Below are 18,954 nucleotides of genomic sequence, written 5' to 3'. Positions count from 1 at the left end.
TAATTCTCCTGTTTTAGCGTAGATTCACCCGATCGCCCGTCGGCGGTACGAACTGCGATCGCGCATCTGTCGTTTTACCGAGTAAGCGGGATAATCCCTGACGAATCAGCCATCCTTTTATTTTGACCCAGGTTTGCTGCACTTTCCCCAGTTTCGAGCTTTTGATGTTGTTAATTTCTGCGGTTAACTGCTGGTTTTGGGCTTGTAGGGCGCGTTTGTCTTGTTGCAATTGGGAGAGACTTTCGAGCTGACTGTGAGCTTGTAAGGCGCGATGATGCAGCATCAGGGGAAACAGTTCGAGGGGTGGCGCGGAATTTGGCTGCGGCGATGCAGAGAATTGACTCGGAATGTCGGCGATGCTATCTAATTGTTGGAGCAAAGAAAGATAGGGAAATGCGGGATTTTGCAAAAACTGCACTAAGGGATGATTGTCCTCTAACTGCTTAAACAAATGCGGGTCGTAGATTTCTTGCAAGTGCGCGGGATTAACGTTTTCGGAAAGGGGTAAACCCAGCTTTGTTTTTAACAGTTCCACCAGTCGATTAGGCTGTTGCAAAACCGAATTTACGTTCAATAAAAGGCAGCGTTCTGGATATTGGCGATAAAAGGCTAAAATCTGACGATTGTAGTACGCCCAACTTCGGATAGCATAGTCCGGGCGTTGGGAGAAAATGGTGCTATTCAGGCGGATGATAGAGTCTACCACATCCCACGGGAGACGATAGACGAAGACATATCGCGCCTCGGGAAGCAAGTGATGCCAAAAATCCAGCATCAGGGAGGTGCGGGGGTCTTTCCATCCCCAAATGCTGGCGCGATCGCGTTGAGAAACAATCGCTTTGGCGGTGTGGATATGGGAATTAAATCGATCGCGATCGAGGGTTTCGCTTTCGGTCCACCCCCAGTCGGGCCATCCTGGATCCCCGGGAGGACAACTTTCTTGCAAGCGCGATCGCTGAAATTCGAGAAAATCCACATCCTCGAAGTAACCTTTCGCATTAAAACAATCTCCGGGCAAGAGGTTTTCCCCGAAATCAACACCAATCGCTTGAATCAATGACGCCGTTAGGGAAGTTCCCGAACGGTGCATTCCGGTTACAATCAGAGGCAGGGACATAGTGGACGTTGTCAGTGAGTGAATGGGGGTTAACGGTGGGATTTCGCCTTAAATCAACTCGATTTGTTTCGGTTTCGGGTCAGCTTCGCTTTCCACCAGGGCGACACTGGGTTTTACCAGTAAGTCTACGGTTCCAGTAGCGGATAAGTTGCCTTCCTGTTGCACTTTAAACATGGCCACGTCGATACAGCGGGCCATATAGGTGAAATCTCCATTTACAATACCCGAAACCCCGGCATTTAAAAAGTACACGCCCGGATTTAGCAAACATTTAAACCTAAATTTAACCACCACTTTCCTCCCCGCTTCAACCCGCTGCATCGGTTTTTCGGAAAAGGGATAGGATGCGCCGCCTAGGTCTAAACCGCTAATGGTCTTGATTAACATGCCAAAGCGTACTTGAGTGGCAGACTCGAAAAACTCCACCGTGTAGGTATAGACATATTCGTGTCGTCCTACCAAATAATTGACTTTTTTATCCCCCAAGGTAAGAATATGCGGGTCGATAATTTCTGCGCCGCGCGATTCGTAATGAATGGTATTTTTCGGCTGCAAATCTTCATCGAAAAAAGCGCGAGCCGCTTGTTCCACGCCGGGCCATTTTGCTGCTGGGGGGACGCTGGAATTGGCGCTCAGTTTCGCCAGTTCTGTTGCCACGGATTCTTGCCCTTTATCCCGATTGAGCTGACGAATATTTTCGCAGAGTTTCTCGACTTTTCCTGGGGGAGCATAAATCAATTTTTGATATTTATCTACCACGGTTTTCGGGGTATGATAGAGGAGTAATTCCCCATCGTGCATTAAAATTGCCGAGTCGCATAATTCCACCACCATTGCGGCGGCGTGGGAAACAAATAAGATGGTGCCGCCGCGTTCTTGAATGGTTTCGATGCGGGCAAAACACTTGCGCTGGAAGGCTTCATCCCCCACGGAAAGCGCTTCATCCACCACGAGAATATCGGGATCCACGCTGGTGGCCACGGCAAAGGCTAACCGCACGAACATCCCGCTAGAATAGGTTTTCACCGGTTGGTCGAGAAAATCGCCGATATCGGCAAAGGCGACAATTTCATCGAATTTGTCTTCGATTTCGCTTTGGCTTAACCCGAGTAACTGACCGTTGAAAAAGACGTTTTGGCGTCCGGTAAATTCCGGATTAAAGCCACTTCCGAGTTCTAACAAGGCGGAAATTCTGCCTTTGACATTCACTTGCCCTTCGGTGGGGGCGAGGGTGCCGACAATGATTTGCAACAGGGTACTTTTTCCAGACCCGTTGCGCCCGACAATTCCCAGGGTTTTGCCTTTGGGAAGCTCGAGGTTGATGTGGCTCAATGCCCAGAATTCATCGGCTCTGACTTTTCCGGGGAGGAGAATTTCTTTTAAGCGATCGACCGGATGACGATAGCGCTTAAAGCATTTGGAGACATTGTTTAGCGAAATTGCAATTTCACCCATTAGATTGCTGCTGTAAAAACGGCGAAGAATTGACAAAGGTGTGTGGGAGCAGCAGGATTAAATGACGTCAGCAAAGGCTGGACGGAGTTTGCGGTACGACCAAATCCCGAGAGAGAAAATTACCGCAGAAATGGCCGTGGCAACTGCCCATTCTCCTAGGTGCCGCAGTTCTCCGACTAATAGCAAATCGCGGTAAACTTCGGCGATCGCGGCTAAAGGATTGCACCAAAACACCCATTCTCGCCACTGTTCCGGAATCACCGTCGCCGGATAGCAAATCGGCGTTAAATAAAACCACAAGTTCAATACCACGGACTGGGTTTGGGGAATGTCGCGCAAAAATACGGTAAATCCCGCCACTAAATACCCAAATCCGGCAGTTAACAAAAGCTGCGTCACCCACACGCATGGCAACAGCAATAAGGTGGGGTGTAACGTATCGGAAGAAATCGCCAATAACACGATCGCTGCCATCAAGCCAAAGGTACTCTCGATGAAGGAGGAAAGTACCGGCACTAAGGGCAGCAAGGTGAGGGGAAATACCACTTTTTTCACTAAATTCGGCTGCCCCACCACGGAGTTTGCCGCTTGGATAAATCCGTTGGTAAAGGCAATCCACGGCAATAATCCGGCAAACAGCCACAGCCCAAAGCTAAAGTTATTTTCCGGCAATCCGCTGGCGGGCAGCTTCACTTTTAAAATAATCGAAAACACATAGGTGTAAATCAGCAGTTGGGAAAGCTGATTGAGCAATGGCCATAAGTTGCCGATAATCGACCCTTTATACCGCGCTTCTAAGTCTCTTTGAACTAATATTTTGAGCAGGTTGAGTTTGACCAACCATTGCTCGTTGTCCATCGCCGCTGCATGAACTCGATTGGCCTTGCAAAAGGCTCCTTTTATGGATCTGACCAATTTTCACGTCCTCGTCCACTACCTACACACACACACACATAAAATTCCGCAGAGACAATAATTCTGCGGCTAGAATATTCCGTCTTGAATGAAATAAAATCCTTCAAGGCGGTCACTTATTTGACCCGGTGAAGGGTAATTTATCCGTAAAGTTCCGATGGTCACGATGGTAGAATTGCATCCCCTGAATGAACGGCGGTTTAAAGTAAAGTTGTCTTTACGTTTTATCAATCATAATCCGGCGAGGGCGATTTGTGGGGCGCGTCGATCGCGGCGGATAAGGCGATCGCCATTGCTTGACGTTGTTCTCCATCGTAGCCCCAGCGCTGGAGAAATGTCTCGTATTCCCCGCCTTCCCCCCGGGTACTGTCTCGCAAGGAGACGGCGATTTCTCGCAACTGAGGCAAGTTCAAATGGCGAATTAACCCAATGCTGCGATCGCGCACTCGTTCGGATTGTTTAGCCATTTCCTCGTTGTCCTCGCGGCGGTGATGCACCACCATCGCCGCTGACATGGCTACATTTTTCACCAACACCTCGCCGATGGTTTCCGGAGTTGAGCGCAACCCCTGCACTACCTCGCGGGTCGGATTGTCGGCGAACGGGCGATCGTCGGTGAGATAGGCCACGAAAAAGCCCCGCACTCCATCTTTGCTCCCCACCAATGTGGCCACAAACGCTTCTGTCTCCTTCGGGGAAATCTGACCGGATGCCAGTTGCGACAGAAACGATTGGGTCAGGGCGATCGCCTCTTGAAAACTCACTCCCTCCGGAACCTCAATCGCGTTTTTCATCACTCAACCCCCACAAACAGCATTTAAAACATGGTACAATATTGCGCCGTTTATCGCCGAGACCCCCCACCTCCGGTTCCCCACCATTCCCGCTGCACCCGCGATCGCCCCCCACCCCCCAAAACTGTAGCAATGTTTTGCGCCGAAAAAGCGGCTAGGATTGTAGGAAACGCAACTTCGAGATAGGGACTCATGGCAATTATCTCCTCCCACCAACAGCCGGAGGAACCGAAGCGATCGCGCAAAGCGGCGGAGAAAAGCGCCGCGTATCGCACCTCGGAACCCTCGGTACTGGCGGCTTCCCAAACCCCTGCAGAACAACTTGACCCGCAACAAGAAGACTCCATCCGACCGCAGCGACTGGCGGACTACATCGGGCAAAAAGACCTGAAAGAGCTGCTCGATATCGCGATTAAAGCGGCTCAATCCCGCCAGGAAGCCCTGGATCATTTATTGCTCTATGGGCCGCCGGGACTGGGCAAAACCACGATGGCGCTGATTTTAGCCGCCGAGATGCAGGTGGGGTGCAAGATTACTTCCGCCCCGGCGTTGGAACGTCCGCGCGATATCGTGGGGTTGCTGGTAAATCTGCAACCGGGGGATGTTTTGTTCATTGACGAAATCCATCGCCTGAGTCGGATGACGGAGGAGATTCTTTATCCGGCGATGGAGGATTACCGGGTTGATATTACGATCGGCAAAGGATCTAGTGCCCGCACCCGCAGCATTCCCCTGCAGCGATTTACCTTGGTGGGCGCAACCACCCGCATCGGACATCTGAGTTCCCCCTTGCGCGATCGCTTTGGTTTGATTCAACGGTTGCGCTTTTACGAGGTGGAGGAACTGTGCGAAATTGTCCGGCGATCGGCGCAAATCCTGAAAACTCAGGTGTCTGACGATGGCGCGGCGGAAATTGCCCGTCGGTCTCGCGCAACCCCCCGAATCGCTAACCGACTGCTCAAACGGGTGCGCGACTATGCCCAAGTGAAAGAATGTGGCGAAATTACCGCTGCGGTGGCTAGGGATGCTCTAGAATTGTTTAACGTGGATCCTTGCGGCTTGGATTGGACCGACCGCCGTTTGCTCAGCGTGATGATTGAAAATTTTAATGGCGGCCCGGTGGGCTTGGAGACGATCGCCGCCGCGACGGGGGAAGATTCTCAAACTATCGAAGAAGTTTACGAACCTTATCTATTGCAAATTGGCTATTTGAATCGCACCCCGCGCGGTCGCGTCGCCACCACCGCCGCTTGGCAGCACTTGGGTTACTCTTCCCCGCCGGAACAGTTATCATTACGCTTTTAAGCAAGGAATTAACCTTCAGGGGCTTACGCAATCCACGTTAAAATAGATTTTCCCACACCCTATCCCAGGGAATGACCGTTCACCCCCGATTGAGGACGATTTTCAATTGCACAGAACTTCTGAACCGTTGACCTTTCGCAGACTCCTGACTGTAGCGTGCCTCTGTTTTGTCAGCCTCGCCCTGTGGCTGGCACCGGTGGCTCCTGCTGACGCCGTGGCGGCTGCCAAAACGGGCCAGGAGCTGACGGCGGAGGAGTTGTCCCACCTGGAGGACCTCTCGCGCCGTGCCTTCAGTGCGACCAATGCCGGCTCCTATGACCAGGCAGAAGCGTATTTGACGGAAATGATTGAGAAACTGCCAGAAAATCCGGCAATTTGGAGCAATCTGGGAAATGTGAAAGTCAGCCAAAACAAGATTTCTGAGGCGATCGCCGACTATAATAAAGCGATCGAATTGGCTCCCTATGCCCCGGATCCCTATCTCAATCGCGGTACGGCTCTGGAACGCTTGGAACGCTGGGAGGAGGCGATCGCCGACTATAACCAGGTTTTGGAAATCGACCCGGAGGATGCCGCCGCCTATAACAACCGAGGCAATGCTAAAGCTGGCTTGCAACAATGGGAAGCTGCCCTCGCTGACTACCAAAAAGCAACCGAACTCGCCCCGCAATATTCGTTTGCTCGCGCGAACTACGCCCTGGCTCTGTATCAACTGGGCGAAACCGATGCCTCGATTCGCACCATGCGTTCTTTATTGCGAAAATATCCCAAGTTTGCCGATGTCCGGGCGGCGCTGACGGCGGCACTATGGGAGAAAGGAAGACGCGGCGAAGCGGAAAGTAACTGGGTTTCGGCGGTTGGCCTGGATCCGCGCTACAAAGATATCGAGTGGGTGGCGCAAGTCCGCCGCTGGCCCCCCGCAATGGTCTCCGCTTTGGATCGCTTTCTCAACATCGAGTGATATCATCTCTCATTCTCTATTCTCTATTCTCTATTCTCTATTCTCTATTCTCTATTCTCTATTCCCCCTAGGGCGTTATCAATTCTTGAATTAAAGCAGGGGTGAGTTCTTGCACGTTGCCCAAAACCACAGCCGCGCCGGCTTGTTTGAGGGTGTTGCTGTAGGCGTCGCGACGGGCGGGGGTTTCTCCCACGTGGGGGGGCAATACGCCGACGCCGATCCAGGTGCGGGAGGGCTGCTGTTGTTTGGCTTTCTCCACGGTGTACAAATCCGCCACGGTATCGCCGATGTAAACCACCGGGATTTCTGGGGGACACCCATTGCGGGTTTCTAGCAGGGCCACGGTGGCGAGCAAGCCGGTGGGGTCGGGTTTTCCGGGGGCATCTTCCATCGCCACCACCACCGGTTCGCGGATGCCCAATCCCCCTTCTAGGACATAGGCGGCTTCGGCGCGCATGGCACCACTGAAAAAGCCCCAGGGTATCCCGGCGCGGGTTAAATTTTCCAGATAGGCGGGTTGCATGAGTAATGGCTCTTGACAAATGTAGCCAGTCATGGTATTGGGGTCTGGGCCGCGATAGCGCGATTGAAAAAAGGCGACGAGGCGATCGTAGTCGAGGTTGAGTTGCGATCGCGGTTTGCCCTGGGTCTCGAAGTAGCGATACACTAATTCTCGCGAGGCTTCCCAGTCGTTGTTCCAGATGCCTTCGGATTTCAGGGCGTCGATGTCTGCAGATGAGGGTCGATAGGCGCGATCGCTAAACTGCTCTACGGTATCGGCGATCGCCCTGCGGTAGGATCCACTCACATCCCGCACGACTCCATCAATATCAAACACCGCGATCGCCTTGGCTGTTTTGACCATGTTCTTTGCATCCCGTGCCACTTCGGCTACAATTGTCCGTCCGCGAGGGGGTAAAGCCTGTGGGGCAATCCCGAGAACGGCTGGCACTGCGATCGCCGCTCCTGACTCGCTCCCTCCCAATTTACCCCAAAGTCGAAATTATTTTGCATTGCTCTGGTAATCTGGGCCAGTTCTGCGTTACAATAAAGTGCTGTACTTAGATGAGAATCGGTCCATACTGATTTCTGGAGGTGTGATTGTCAAAGTTCATTTTAAAAGTTCTCTGGTTAGAGGATAACGTTGCGATCGCGGTTGACCAAGTTGTAGGCAAAGGCACCAGCCCTTTGACTCAATACTTCTTCTGGCCTCGGAACGATGCCTGGGAACAACTGAAGGATGAAATGGAAGCGAAGCATTGGATTTCCGAGAGTGAGCGCATTGAGTTGCTCAACAAAGCCACTGAAGTCATTAACTATTGGCAAGAAGAAGGCAGAAAGCTTCCCATGTCTAAGGCTCAGGATAAATTTCCTGAAGTGGCATTTACCGGTAGCAGCTAACGCCACTGCGCTTCGCCTTTCTTTTAGCGGATACCCACGCGGGATATCCGCTCTTCTAATTTTCTAGCCTTTTTCATGTCACCTCAAGCCAAAGGGGAAACGCCTCCTTTTCCCCGGTCTTTCGATGCCGATTTTGTGCCTGCTGTGACAACCACGAGACCGGATGCAAGCGTTACCATAAAGTTGAGCACATCCACTCAATAGGTTTAATTTTTATGACTGGTGTTGTTAAATCTCCCTTAACAAGCGACCAGATTTCTGTGTGGCTGAGAGGTCTGCTGACGATTGCTTGGGCTGATGGACACTTCGATCGAGAAGAAAAAGATTTAATTGCAGAACTTACCCAAGAAGAGTTAGCGCCCTCCTTAGATCTAGGGTCTCTAGAACAAATCGAACCGCAAGCCTTGGCTGAGGTTTTAGGCACCGATGAACTCATCGGCGAGAATTTCTTGCGAACTGCGGTGATGGTGGCGGTGGCGGATGGGGTATATTCGGCCTCGGAAGCGGACAAGATCCACGACTTTTGCGATGCGTTAGGACTCAATATCGACGTGCTAGACGCCCTGCGCCATACCCTCTGGGATGGTCAACCGGGGGATGGCGTGGATCCCCAGGCGGTGGCGGTGGCGGGAGAGGGAGCGGCGATCGACCCTCACCAAGCCCACAAGCATCAGATCGATGTTCTCTCGCCGGTGCGCCATTGGCTCGACGATCTCGATATCCACGATCCGAGACTGGCTCGATTTTTGTGCAAAATGATTCCGCCGCAGTGCCCCTTCGAGCGCGATATCAAATTGTTCGGTCATAAGGTGGTCCATGTTCCGCCCCTTTGTCACCTCAACCCGCTCTACGAGCAATTGGTGGGTCTGCGCTTCCGGGCTTTATCTTATTTGGCGGATGATTGCGGTGAAGATGTCACCCCCTATTGTTAATCTCGATTCCCCTACCCCCACTCCGTTTCCGGTTCGGGATCCGCACCGGGCAGCCAGCCGCCTTTTCGGCTTAAAATTATCTATTAGCAACAGGTAAAACACAACTATGCAATTTATCGATCGCGCTGAAATTGAAGTCGAAGGCGGTAAGGGGGGTGACGGAATTGTGGCTTTCCGGCGGGAAAAATACGTGCCCGCTGGAGGTCCGGCGGGGGGTAATGGCGGTCGCGGGGGATCCGTGATTTTCCAGGCGGTGGAACACCTGCAAACCTTACTGGATTTTAAATACAACCGCAAGATAAGGGCGGAACATGGCTTCCGGGGCGGTCCGAACAATCGCACGGGCGCGAATGGCAGCGATCGCATCCTGGAGGTGCCGGTGGGGACCGTGGTTTATGACGCCACCACGGCGGAGGTTATCGGCGACCTGATCGCACCCGAGCAAACGTTAGTGGTGGCGAAAGGCGGGAAAGGCGGTTTGGGGAACAAACACTTCCTCAGCAACAGCAACCGCGCTCCAGAGTACGCCTTACCCGGATTGGAAGGGGAGCGGCGAGTTTTGCGCTTGGAACTCAAACTGCTGGCTGAGGTGGGCATTCTCGGCAAACCCAACGCCGGCAAATCTACCCTAATTGCCGCATTGTCCGCCGCCCGACCCAAAATCGCGGACTATCCCTTCACCACTTTAGTTCCTAACTTAGGTGTGGTGAGAAACCCCACCGGGGATGGCACGGTGTTTGCAGATATTCCGGGGTTGATCGAGGGCGCTCATCACGGCGCGGGTCTCGGTCACGAGTTTTTACGCCATATCGAGCGCACTAGAGTGCTGCTGCACTTAATCGACATCACCGCCCCAGACCCAATTTCGGATTATCAGATGATTCAGGAGGAGTTGGAGGCGTATGGACGCGGTTTGGCGCAACGACCGCAAATTCTCGCGTTTAATAAAATGGATGCCTGCGATCGCTCCCCGGCTGAAGTGGAAGCTCTCGCCTCTCACTTAAACCAGCTTAATCCCGCCCCCCTGTTTCGCATTTCCGCCGTCACCGGAGAAGGTCTCGATGGGTTAATGCAAGAAGTGTGGAAAACCCTCGATCGCATGGCACAACCGGAAGGCGATCGGGTGGGAGTTTGAGCAACAGCCGCCGGGGAGTTTAAGTCCCCGGCGTTTCGATCTTAAGGCAACTGAGAGGAAACCGCTTCTGCGCTTAACGATTGATACACCTTCCCAGACACTTGCCGAATTAACTCTTCTGCATTCGGGTCATTGTGGGGGCGCTGCACCAACATAGCGATTAAATAGCGCTTGCCATTGGGCATATCCACTAACCCCGCATCGGCGATCGTGGACCCAATATCGCCGGTTTTGTGGGCGATCGTGGCTTCTGCATCGAGTCCTTGGGGCAGTAAAGCGTCATTCACCGTGGATTCCATAATCCCCAACAAGCGATCGCGACTCCGCAGGGACACCAATTTTCCTTTCTCCACCATTGCCATCAACTGCACCAAATCTCGCGGACTGGTGGTATTGGTACCCTCCAGATCCGGGAGGGGATTGGAAATTTGGGTGGCGGTTAGCCCCCAGGACAAAAACCGCCGATTGAGTGCAGCGGCACCGCCCAGGCGTTCGATGAGCATATTCGTGGCGGTATTGTCACTAATCGCAATCATTTTAATTGCCGTTTCCAGGGCGCTGTACTGCGTCCCCGGTTCGCTGTACTGCATATCCCCAGATCCAGAAGCCACATGTTCCGCTTTCATCGTCAGGGTTTCGTCGAGGCTAATTTTCCCGGCATCGATATCTTGGAAAAATGCAATCAAAATCGGCGTCTTAATCGTACTCGCCGCCGAAAACCGCATGGTGCCGTTGATATCCAAATAGGCGCTGCTATCCAAGTCCACCACAAATACTCCCGGGGTCAGGTCCGATTGTTCTGCGACTAAGGTTTCGATTTGCGATTTTAAGGCGCTCATTTCGGAACTGAGGTGCAAGCCGGGTCTCAATCCTCCCGTTGGGGCGATCGCGGCAGTGTCGGGCTGTTCTACCGATTCGCTGTCCATTCGCGACGCATCCGCCGTGAAGTTTTTGGCGGGATTCCACACGGAGAAAAAGGTACCGGCGAGTACCCCTAACCCCACACCCAGGATCAGCAACCTCGCCCCATACACCAAGGGGGCGGTTTTTTTGCCCTGTCGGTTCGATTGCGGTTTGCTTCTTTTCCTTGGTCTGGGGGTGCGTTTGGAGGATGCGGCGGTACTGCCCGAGGTTTTGGCGGATGCGGGTTTGGCCGATCGCCGACGCGATCGCGCGGCTGGGATTGCGCGGGTCGATGCACTCTCGCCCCCCATCGGTGCGATCGGCATGGAGGTGGGCGGTGGAGGTGGCGGGGGATCGCCGGATATCCTTCCTCGGTGCCGTTGGTACATTAAATCGATCGGATTAGGGGTGCGCGGGGTGGGCGCAGATGCCGAGGACCGGCCCATTCCGGACATGGGTGGATTTTTGGGAAGAGGGGATTGCGGCGATCGCGGCGGCGATTGGCTAAACTCTAGCAAGGTGGGTTGGGGTCTGGTCTCGGCATCCCCTTGTCTGCCGGTGTTTTCTCGGTTTTCCCTGGGTCTGGACCGCACCGATCCCCGATTCGGTGCCGATCGCGGCGGTGAACCGATACGCTTACTCGGGCGTCGGGCGGGCGATCGCTCCTCCGATCCGGGGGCAGTTCTCAAGTTTGGGCGTGCTTTGCCTCTGCGCTTGTCCGCACCCTTGGGTTTTTGCCGCTTTCTCGGGGGTTCCCCCGGGCCGGACTTTGAGGGCACCACCGACAAAAATGACCGAATTGGAAACCTTTGAGCCACTGCTCACTCCTCTTTAACTGATTGCGTTGTAGGCTACACCACTGGTTATCCACCATAGGCATCATTTACGATTCTTCCGGCTTGCCAATGGCCAGAATATTGCGCCTGGGAATTTTTACTTCCTGCGCCCTTTCTCAGGCGCGATCGCCATCGGGATGCCTTCCGGATGCTGGTGAAAAATCCAAATGCCTGACCATCACAGCAATTTTTCGGCAGCATCGGGGGACAAATCATCGGACGCATCAATAGCGTATCACTAACTCCGAATTTGATGGGATAATGCCCACTCGATTTGACGCAAAATTCCGCGCAGCATTGCCACTTCTTGGCTCGATAACTGGGCGCGGTTATACAAGCGCCGGAATTTTTCCATCCGACTGGCGGCGGTATGGGGATAAAGATACCCAATTTCTAATAACAATTTTTCTAAGTGTTGGTAATATCCCTCGCTCTCGTCTAGAGAAGCGCTGTCCCTGATTTGGCTGGCGGGGGGATGGACGGCGGTTTCTGCGGAAACGGCGCGATCGCTCGCTTCTGGGGACGCCACGGCGGGGCCAATGGCACTCTGATACAGTTCGGCACAGCAAACGGCTACCGCTTGGGCTAAGTTTAAGGAGGAATATTCCTCGCAGGAGGGAATGCGGACGAATCTCTGGGCGTATTTTAATTCCTCGTTACTCAATCCTCGGTCTTCCCGCCCGAAAATGAGGGCGGAGGGGGCTTCGAGCAACCAGGGTAAGGCATGGCGCGGCGTTTCAAAGTTGGTGGGCAAGGATCGGGTTCTGCCGGTGGTGGCGATCGCGCGCAAGCATCCTTGTAGGGCGGCGGGTAAATCGGCTTCGATGCTCGCCGTTTCTAAAATCTCTCGGGCATGAACTGCCATTTTTTTGGCGTCATCTGCCATAATGTCGCACTGGGGATTGACGATCGCTAACTGAGACAACCCCATGTTTTTCATCACCCGGGCGATCGCGCCCACGTTCAATGGCCCTGCCGGTTCGACGAGTACAATGCGAATTTGTTTGAGTGCTGTCTGGTTCATCCTACCTTGACCCCATCGGCGATTTAATTGTATTCGGTGAAAAGATTCTCTGCTTGTCTTTTCTCCCTCCATCGCGTTTTGCGTAACATTAAAGATAAATCCTGCACGGAAATTAACATGGGACGCGATCGCTCTAAATCTAATCTTCCCACGAAAGTATGCCCGGTTTGTCAGCGTCCCTTTACTTGGCGCAAAAAATGGGCCACCTGTTGGGATGAGGTGAAATATTGCTCGCAACGCTGTCGGCGGCGAAGAAACCTGGGGTAAATAGGGGTTGTAAAACGCTTCCTTCGTGCTAAGATGAAAGGTTGCGAAGCAAACGACAGCAGGCGCGAGGTTTAATTGATGTCAACCGGGCAGGTACAACCCAAGCTAATTATCCACGGTGGAGCCGGGAGTTCTTTGAAAGGGAAAGGCGGTTTGGTGGCGCTGCGCCAATCCCTGCACAAAATTATTGAGGAAGTTTACGCCCTCTTGCAGGAAGGAGCTTCGGCGAGTGAGGCGGTGGTGCGCGGGTGCCAGCTCCTCGAGGACGATCCGCGTTTTAATGCCGGCACCGGTTCGGTGCTGCAATCCGATGGGCAAATCCGGATGAGTGCTTCGTTAATGGATGGCACCGCGCAAAAATTTAGCGGCGCAATCAATGTGTCTCGGGTGAAAAATCCCATTAATCTAGCCAAATTCTTGCAAAGCTGTCGCGATCGCGTGCTGTCGGACTATGGTGCGGCGGAATTGTTGCGCGAATTGCAGTTACCAATTTACAATCCGCTCACGGACAAGCGCTTGCAGGAGTGGATGGATGAGCGCAAGGAGAATTTTTCGCGCACGATGGCGGATGTGGTGGCAGAACCTGCCGGTAGTGGTACGATTGGCGTGGTGGCACTGGATTCCACCGGGGCGATTGCGGCGGGGACCTCTACCGGGGGCAAGGGGTTCGAGCGCATCGGGCGGGTGAGCGATTCGGCAATGCCTGCGGGAAATTACGCCAATGCTAAGGCGGGAATTAGCTGTACTGGTATTGGGGAAGATATTATCGATGAATGTTTGGCGGCGCGGATCGTTGTGCGAGTCACCGATGGGTTATCGTTAGCCACGGCATTCGAGCGCTCCTTTGCCGAGTCGGAGCGCAATCAGCGCGATTTGGGGGCGATCGGCATCGATGCCACTGGCGCGATCGCTTGGGGCAAAACCTGTGAGGTAATTCTCGCCGCCTATCACAACGGCGAAACCATTGGCGATACCTTGGAGTGGCAAACCGCACCGGGTGTGGCGACGGCATAGCACTCCTTTACTCTACCCTTCCATACCCCTGCAACTCGCGGGGGTATGGAGGGGCAACCGCGCAAGTGCCCTCGGCAAACAATGTTATCCCCTAGGGTAACAATCGTAGCATTTTATTAGGGTAGCAAATCGCCTGACAAGAGTTCCAAACCACTCAGTTATATGTTAACCCATTGCGATCGCCTCTATCTCCACCGACTCACTTGCCCCAATCGCGCTTTTAATATTTCTGCATACAAGTTCTCTAACTGAGTGATATTGCCGCTCAGGGTATAGCGATCGAGAACCCGCTGACGCGCCTTTTGTCCCAGCACTGGGATCAACTCCGGTTGGTCTCGAAACAGGGGCAACAGAGTCTTCAACTGCGTCGTTACCCCTTGAGAATTCAACACCACCCCCGCCCCATTCGATAGCACCTCACCATCCGCACCTACATCTGTAGCAATGCAAGCCAACCCACAGGCCATTGCCTCTAAAAGAGACAGAGACAATCCCTCCACCAAAGAAGGCAAAATAAACACATCAGCGCCGCGCAGAATTTCGATCCGCTGTTGCTCATTCGCCACATATCCCAACCACAAAACATTATCTTCCGAACCCGCATACACCTGCAAAGAAGGAGCCAACGGACCGTCACCGACAATTGCCAACTTGCAATCCGCACCCAGGTCACACTGCTTCCACGCTTTGAGCAAAGCTTCCACATTTTTTTCCATTGCGATGCGACCTTGATAGACAAACAACCGCTGTGCCTTTAACTCGTACTTCACCTGAGAATACCCCGGCGAATACTTCTGCACGTCCACCCCATTAGGAATCACCGCCACTTTCCCCGGCGGGACCCCCAGTTTCCCCAACACCTCCCGCTGCATCTGAGAAAACACGATCGTCTTGTCATAGTGAAGCAGAAAAGGGGCGTACAGTTGATAGGTAAGATGTTGCAGGTGTTGGCGACCCGATCGCCGCGCTGTTGCGTAAGCAAACGGCGGATGAAACGTCGCCACCAAGGGCAAATCCAACTCTTCGCAAATCTCGGGCAGCACGAAATCCAACGGCGAGAGGGTCAAAGATGCATGAACCAAATCTGGCTGCAACTCTCGCAACGCCTGAGTCAAAACCTTGCGCGATTTCAACGTCGGAATCGTGTAAATCGTAGACTTATAAAGACAAGGCAAAGACACTTCGCAGCCGCCAATCGACCAGCCATTCCCACCATTGAGGGGAGAATGTGGCTCCCACTTAGAAACCAACGTTTGCGTTTCTTGGGTCGCTTCTTGAGCAAAATGAAAAAAGCTGACCTGATGCCCTCGGTCTAACAGTGCATTCGTAACCTCGCGAGAGTAAGTAACATTTCCGCAAAAGGGAGTTTTTTTTCCAAGCCAAGCGATGTGCATTCGGGTGTTGGGGGTAATAGGTTTGGGATTAACAGAAAGCCGATCGCGCAATCAAGGCGCAAGCGCGATGAGCGCGAAACCAACTCGCCACTCATCCCAGCCGATTGAGCCAATTACTAAACGCTTAGTGCCGATCGCGAACCACCTTATTTCGGCACTTTCGTTAATTTAGGTGGTTCTGTACGGGAAATATACCAGCTTAAGACCCCGCCTGCTACCGCGATCGCCGCCAAGCTTAAAATTACCACCCGCAAGCCAAAAAATGCTTCCGCCACCCCAGCCAATGCCAACGGCAAACTCAACGCAATATTAATCGCATTATTTTGCAGCCCAAACACCTTACCGCGCATTTCTTCTGGCGTTTCGGCTTGGATGGTGGTTTGCATCGGTACCCCCACCATTGCCGCAAACAGACCCAATAGGGTAATCACCACCAAGGCGACCCACAGTTGTTCGGTAAAGGCGGAGAGAATCGCCAGAGAGGCGGACATCCCAATAGATCCCACAATACTCAATTGCCGATGGGGAACGCCGTGACCGAAATGACCCAGGATTGCCGCCCCTGCGCCCATGCCGACTCCCGCCGCCGCCAGCAAGAAGCCAAATTGATCCGTAGTAATGGTCGGAATCACCTCTGCCAGACGCACCGCCAATACTGCCAAAGCGGCAAAAATCGAGAATAAAATCACTAGCTGAATTAAAGCGCTGCGAACTCGGCGGTGTTGGCCCAGGTAGCGCAGACCTTCGCGAATATCTTCAAACACATGGGGATATTCCCGGTCTGGGTCTGGAGTTTCGTGGGTTCTCATCAATAACAGGAGCAATCCGGCGAGGCAATAGCTGCCGCCGACAATCAGTTCTTTTCCGTAGCCGATCCCGCTGCCCAGTCGGTCGAAGGCGGTATCTGCTAAGGCAAGCAGTGGCTCTCCTACAGCAAATCCAATAATCACCGAGGCCATCATGGTGGTGGTATAAAGGGAGTTAGCCGGTAGCAACAGCCGTCGCTCTACAATCAAGGGGATCGCCGCTTGTTCTGCTGGGGCGAAAAACTGGGTCAGGGTAGACACCAAGAGGGTAATCACCAGCATCAGCTCGAAACCTAAGGGCAACGGTCCGAGCTTCAATCCCTCGGCGGCAAACAGCAGCAGGGGCAGGACTAAGACGAAGGCCCCGCGCAGCAGATTGGTGGCCACCAGGACGCCCTTTTTCGACCAGCGATCGGTCAGCGCTCCCGCTAAGGACCCCAACAACACGGCGGGAATGGTAAAGGCGACCATAATCCCGGAGACCCAGCCGCTGATGGTCTGCCCTTCTGCCTGAAAGCGACTGGCAATGATGGCAATCATCAGCACCAAGTACACTTTATCGGCTAACTGGGAGAAGACTTGACCGCTCCATAAGGCGAGGAAGTTGCGGTTTTTCAAGACGGGTATAAACCCCCGCTCCGGTTTTGGCTCCTCCGGGGGCTGGGGGGTTTCCCCGGTGGGGTGGGCACCGTTGCCGTTGTGGGCGGCGGTGGGGTTCTTGTCTTCTGGGGTTGCCCTGATACTGGCAGGAGTTGCGGTTTCCCCCGCTTCTGCTGTAGTTTCTAGGGGGACTTGCGCGCCATCGCAAATCGCTCGTCGGATTCCGCTGGGATTTGGCCTCGGGTTTGCAGATAGGGTGCGACGCTTTCGGCTGGAATTCGCATTGTCAAGGTGGGTTTCTAAATGACTCTCGGATAATGGCATTATGCTGTTTGGTAAAATCGGCTGAATGCGAACGGTTACAACGTGGGCGTTCGCGTTTCGTAGGGACTCATCGCTGATGCATTCATATAAGTCTCGATGAGCTGGGCGGAACGAATCGAGCGGCCATAGTGATACTGGGCATAGTGACGCAATAACCGTTCCACGGATATCCACACTTTATCAAGAGATGGCCGCTGGTCTCTCAGTTGGCTGGGAAAATGACTGCTGGTTCCTTGTTGGGGCAGTTCGGGGGCGCTCAATTGTTGGAGGATCTCTAACTCCACTGCATTTAATTGTCGGTCGATCGCGAGCTGACGCGCTTCTATCTGGGGTAAGTTTTTGCCCTTGGCTGCTGGGGTGAGGCGATCGCTGTGGGGTAAACTTACGGTGCCACCGGCGCTCACACTAAACCCGACTCGCCAGGTTTGGGAGGTGAAATCGGGTTGCAGGGGTTGTTTGGTAATGCAGCAGGCATGGACTTGTGGCGCAATCCCCCCCACGGCGAGTAAATGATAGATACCGTGGGTTAAAAGGGGCAAAATTCCCGATCCCGAGGGCCGATCGCCGATCGCCTTCCATCCCTCGATCCGCTTTAAATGCTCCCCGAGCAAGATAAATAGCTCGTCTTGCGGTTGCTCCCTGAGGGCTTGACAAATGACTAATTCTGCGAGATACTGAGCAGCCGCTAGTTTGCCCAGGTCTCGACTCAGACCGGCATGAGATTCGAGGGTATTGGCTTGGGTGATGCGATCGAGCGATCGCCCTTTGTTCAGGAGCAGTTCGTTCACCACAAACAATCCGCTGCGCCCCCCTAGCTTCGATTTGGGCTTGCGAACTCCCGGTGCGACGGCTTGAATTAACCCAAATTCCCGGGTCAAAATCGTTACCAGTCGGTCTGCTTCCCCGAAGGGAATGCTTTTCAGATTGATGCCAATGGCTTTATAGGTTCGATTCATAGTGGCTCGGCGATCGGTTATGAAAACGGGTGCTGATAGCCGCGATCGGGCTGAGGCAATCCGGGCCTCACCCTTCTGAGTATCGGCTGGGATGGGCGTTGGCCCACCCTACACCCGGTTAACTTTCTTCACGCTCTCCCCCTGCACAGATGGGGGACAAGCCTACTAACTCCGGACCGCGAGAGGTGCCCAACCGGGTGGCTCCCGCAACGATTAAATCGATCGCTTGTTCGGCACTGCGAATCCCTCCGGATGCTTTAATCCCCATTCTGCCGCGCACAATCTCTTTTAACAGCTTCACGTCGGCAACTTTGGCTCCTCCATAAAAGCCGGTGCAGGTTTTGAGATAGGCGACCCCCGCATCCATACAAATCTCTGCCGCGAGTTGTTTTTCGGCGTCGGTTAACAAGTTGGTCTCGATAATCGCTTTCACCAGTTGGCCGGTTTGTTCGCAGATTTCGGCGATTTCCCGATGCACTTGATTGCTATTACCGGCTTTCAATCCGCCGAGGTTAATGACCACATCCAGTTCCGTGGCTCCATTTTCTACCGCTTCTGCTGCTTCGTAAAGCTTCGCCTCCGGGGTGGTGGCTCCCGTGGGAAATCCAATCACGGTGCAAACTTTCGGTTGCTTTCCCTGGAGCAGATTTGCCGCTTGGCGGACATACACCGGCGAGATGCACACTGAGGCAAAATGAAAGCGATCGGCTTGTTCGCAACACAGCGCTACCTGTTCTGGGGTGGCGGTGGGTACGAGCAAGGCGTGGTCGATAAAGGATGCAAGATCGATATCTGGCTGGGCAACAGCCATTCTG

Annotated in this window: 21 protein-coding genes; 8 read left to right on the top strand and 13 right to left on the bottom strand. The window is 53.6% G+C overall.

Features of this window, described 5'->3' with window-relative positions; translation table 11 throughout:
* Nucleotides 1–13 precede the first annotated feature (13 nt).
* From LKK83_RS23550 to LKK83_RS23530, 5 genes are all read right to left on the bottom strand, one after another.
* Complete coding sequence (locus LKK83_RS23550; RefSeq protein ID WP_324633828.1) at nt 14–1,117, bottom strand: sulfotransferase family protein; 1,104 nt, start codon at nt 1,115–1,117, stop codon at nt 14–16.
* Between the two features lie 48 nt (nt 1,118–1,165).
* On the bottom strand, nt 1,166–2,572 hold the full coding sequence (locus tag LKK83_RS23545) for an ABC transporter ATP-binding protein (RefSeq protein ID WP_324633827.1): 1,407 nt from the start codon (nt 2,570–2,572) through the stop codon (nt 1,166–1,168).
* Nucleotides 2,573–2,629: 57 nt separating this feature from the next.
* On the bottom strand, nt 2,630–3,430 hold the full coding sequence (locus tag LKK83_RS23540; RefSeq protein WP_324633853.1) for an ABC transporter permease: 801 nt from the start codon (nt 3,428–3,430) through the stop codon (nt 2,630–2,632).
* Nucleotides 3,431–3,714: 284 nt separating this feature from the next.
* Complete coding sequence (locus LKK83_RS23535) at nt 3,715–4,281, bottom strand: hypothetical protein (RefSeq protein WP_324633826.1); 567 nt, start codon at nt 4,279–4,281, stop codon at nt 3,715–3,717.
* A gap of 50 nt (nt 4,282–4,331) precedes the next feature.
* Complete coding sequence (locus LKK83_RS23530) at nt 4,332–4,475, bottom strand: hypothetical protein (protein WP_324633825.1); 144 nt, start codon at nt 4,473–4,475, stop codon at nt 4,332–4,334.
* On the opposite strand from LKK83_RS23530, the gene ruvB reads away from it, so the two are divergent.
* Both ruvB and LKK83_RS23520 read left to right on the top strand, forming a co-directional pair.
* Nucleotides 4,474–5,586: a Holliday junction branch migration DNA helicase RuvB gene (gene ruvB / locus LKK83_RS23525; RefSeq protein ID WP_324633824.1), complete on the top strand. Its 1,113-nt coding sequence runs from the start codon at nt 4,474–4,476 to the stop codon at nt 5,584–5,586. The two genes, LKK83_RS23530 and ruvB, sit on opposite strands and share 2 nt — an antisense overlap.
* 106 nt (nt 5,587–5,692) lie before the next feature.
* Nucleotides 5,693–6,547 (top strand): tetratricopeptide repeat protein, encoded by an 855-nt coding sequence (locus LKK83_RS23520; RefSeq protein ID WP_442957361.1) that lies wholly within the window; start codon nt 5,693–5,695, stop codon nt 6,545–6,547.
* A gap of 67 nt (nt 6,548–6,614) precedes the next feature.
* On the opposite strand, the gene LKK83_RS23515 is transcribed toward LKK83_RS23520, so the two are convergent.
* Nucleotides 6,615–7,412, bottom strand: a complete 798-nt coding sequence (locus tag LKK83_RS23515) for a TIGR01548 family HAD-type hydrolase (protein ID WP_324633851.1) — start codon at nt 7,410–7,412, stop codon at nt 6,615–6,617.
* Nucleotides 7,413–7,648: 236 nt separating this feature from the next.
* Here LKK83_RS23515 and LKK83_RS23510 point away from each other — a divergent pair, with 236 nt between their 5' ends.
* The 3 genes from LKK83_RS23510 (at nt 7,649) to obgE (ending at nt 10,015) form a co-directional block, all read left to right on the top strand.
* The gene (locus LKK83_RS23510) at nt 7,649–7,948 is read left to right on the top strand and encodes a 30S ribosomal protein PSRP-3 (RefSeq protein ID WP_324633823.1); all 300 of its coding nucleotides are present in this window, start codon (nt 7,649–7,651) and stop codon (nt 7,946–7,948) included.
* 215 nt (nt 7,949–8,163) lie between these two features.
* Nucleotides 8,164–8,880 carry a Mo-dependent nitrogenase C-terminal domain-containing protein gene (locus LKK83_RS23505; RefSeq protein WP_324633822.1) on the top strand — a complete coding sequence of 239 codons (717 nt, stop codon included), beginning with the start codon at nt 8,164–8,166 and terminating at the stop codon, nt 8,878–8,880.
* Nucleotides 8,881–8,986: 106 nt separating this feature from the next.
* A complete protein-coding gene (gene obgE, locus LKK83_RS23500; RefSeq protein WP_324633821.1) occupies nt 8,987–10,015 on the top strand; it encodes a GTPase ObgE in 1,029 nt (342 codons plus the stop codon).
* Nucleotides 10,016–10,056: 41 nt separating this feature from the next.
* On the opposite strand, the gene LKK83_RS23495 is transcribed toward obgE, so the two are convergent.
* Nucleotides 10,057–11,049 (bottom strand): serine hydrolase, encoded by a 993-nt coding sequence (locus LKK83_RS23495; RefSeq protein ID WP_324633820.1) that lies wholly within the window; start codon nt 11,047–11,049, stop codon nt 10,057–10,059.
* A 64-nt stretch (nt 11,050–11,113) separates the two neighbouring features.
* Here LKK83_RS23495 and LKK83_RS23490 point away from each other — a divergent pair, with 64 nt between their 5' ends.
* On the top strand, nt 11,114–11,731 hold the full coding sequence (locus LKK83_RS23490) for a hypothetical protein (RefSeq protein WP_324633818.1): 618 nt from the start codon (nt 11,114–11,116) through the stop codon (nt 11,729–11,731).
* Between the two features lie 50 nt (nt 11,732–11,781).
* Here LKK83_RS23490 and LKK83_RS23485 read toward each other — a convergent pair whose 3' ends face one another.
* On the bottom strand, nt 11,782–11,979 hold the full coding sequence (locus LKK83_RS23485) for a hypothetical protein (RefSeq protein ID WP_324633817.1): 198 nt from the start codon (nt 11,977–11,979) through the stop codon (nt 11,782–11,784).
* Nucleotides 11,980–11,992: 13 nt separating this feature from the next.
* Nucleotides 11,993–12,778, bottom strand: a complete 786-nt coding sequence (locus LKK83_RS23480; protein ID WP_324633816.1) for an RNA methyltransferase — start codon at nt 12,776–12,778, stop codon at nt 11,993–11,995.
* A 78-nt stretch (nt 12,779–12,856) separates the two neighbouring features.
* On the opposite strand from LKK83_RS23480, the gene LKK83_RS23475 reads away from it, so the two are divergent.
* Both LKK83_RS23475 and LKK83_RS23470 read left to right on the top strand, forming a co-directional pair.
* Entirely contained in the window at nt 12,857–13,045 is a 189-nt protein-coding gene (locus tag LKK83_RS23475; RefSeq protein ID WP_442957360.1) for a DUF2256 domain-containing protein, read from the top strand.
* 78 nt (nt 13,046–13,123) lie between these two features.
* Nucleotides 13,124–14,059 (top strand): isoaspartyl peptidase/L-asparaginase, encoded by a 936-nt coding sequence (locus LKK83_RS23470; RefSeq protein WP_324633814.1) that lies wholly within the window; start codon nt 13,124–13,126, stop codon nt 14,057–14,059.
* Between the two features lie 185 nt (nt 14,060–14,244).
* Here the strand turns inward: LKK83_RS23470 and LKK83_RS23465 are convergent, their stop codons facing one another.
* The 4 genes from LKK83_RS23465 to deoC form a co-directional block, all read right to left on the bottom strand.
* Complete coding sequence (locus LKK83_RS23465; protein ID WP_324633813.1) at nt 14,245–15,453, bottom strand: glycosyltransferase family 4 protein; 1,209 nt, start codon at nt 15,451–15,453, stop codon at nt 14,245–14,247.
* 146 nt (nt 15,454–15,599) lie between these two features.
* Nucleotides 15,600–17,183, bottom strand: coding sequence for an MFS transporter (locus LKK83_RS23460; protein ID WP_324633812.1), 1,584 nt, complete (start codon nt 17,181–17,183; stop codon nt 15,600–15,602).
* 35 nt (nt 17,184–17,218) lie between these two features.
* Nucleotides 17,219–18,139 (bottom strand): DNA repair protein RecO, encoded by a 921-nt coding sequence (gene recO, locus LKK83_RS23455; RefSeq protein WP_324633811.1) that lies wholly within the window; start codon nt 18,137–18,139, stop codon nt 17,219–17,221.
* A 118-nt stretch (nt 18,140–18,257) separates the two neighbouring features.
* Nucleotides 18,258–18,950, bottom strand: a complete 693-nt coding sequence (gene deoC / locus LKK83_RS23450; RefSeq protein ID WP_324633809.1) for a deoxyribose-phosphate aldolase — start codon at nt 18,948–18,950, stop codon at nt 18,258–18,260.
* Nucleotides 18,951–18,954 lie beyond the last annotated feature (4 nt).

Source organism: Phormidium sp. CCY1219 (assembly GCF_035615515.1).
Lineage (GTDB): Bacteria > Cyanobacteriota > Cyanobacteriia > Cyanobacteriales > Laspinemataceae > CCY1219.
The sequence above is the reverse complement of the archived record's forward strand: the minus strand, read 5'-3'. Positions and strand labels throughout refer to the sequence as shown.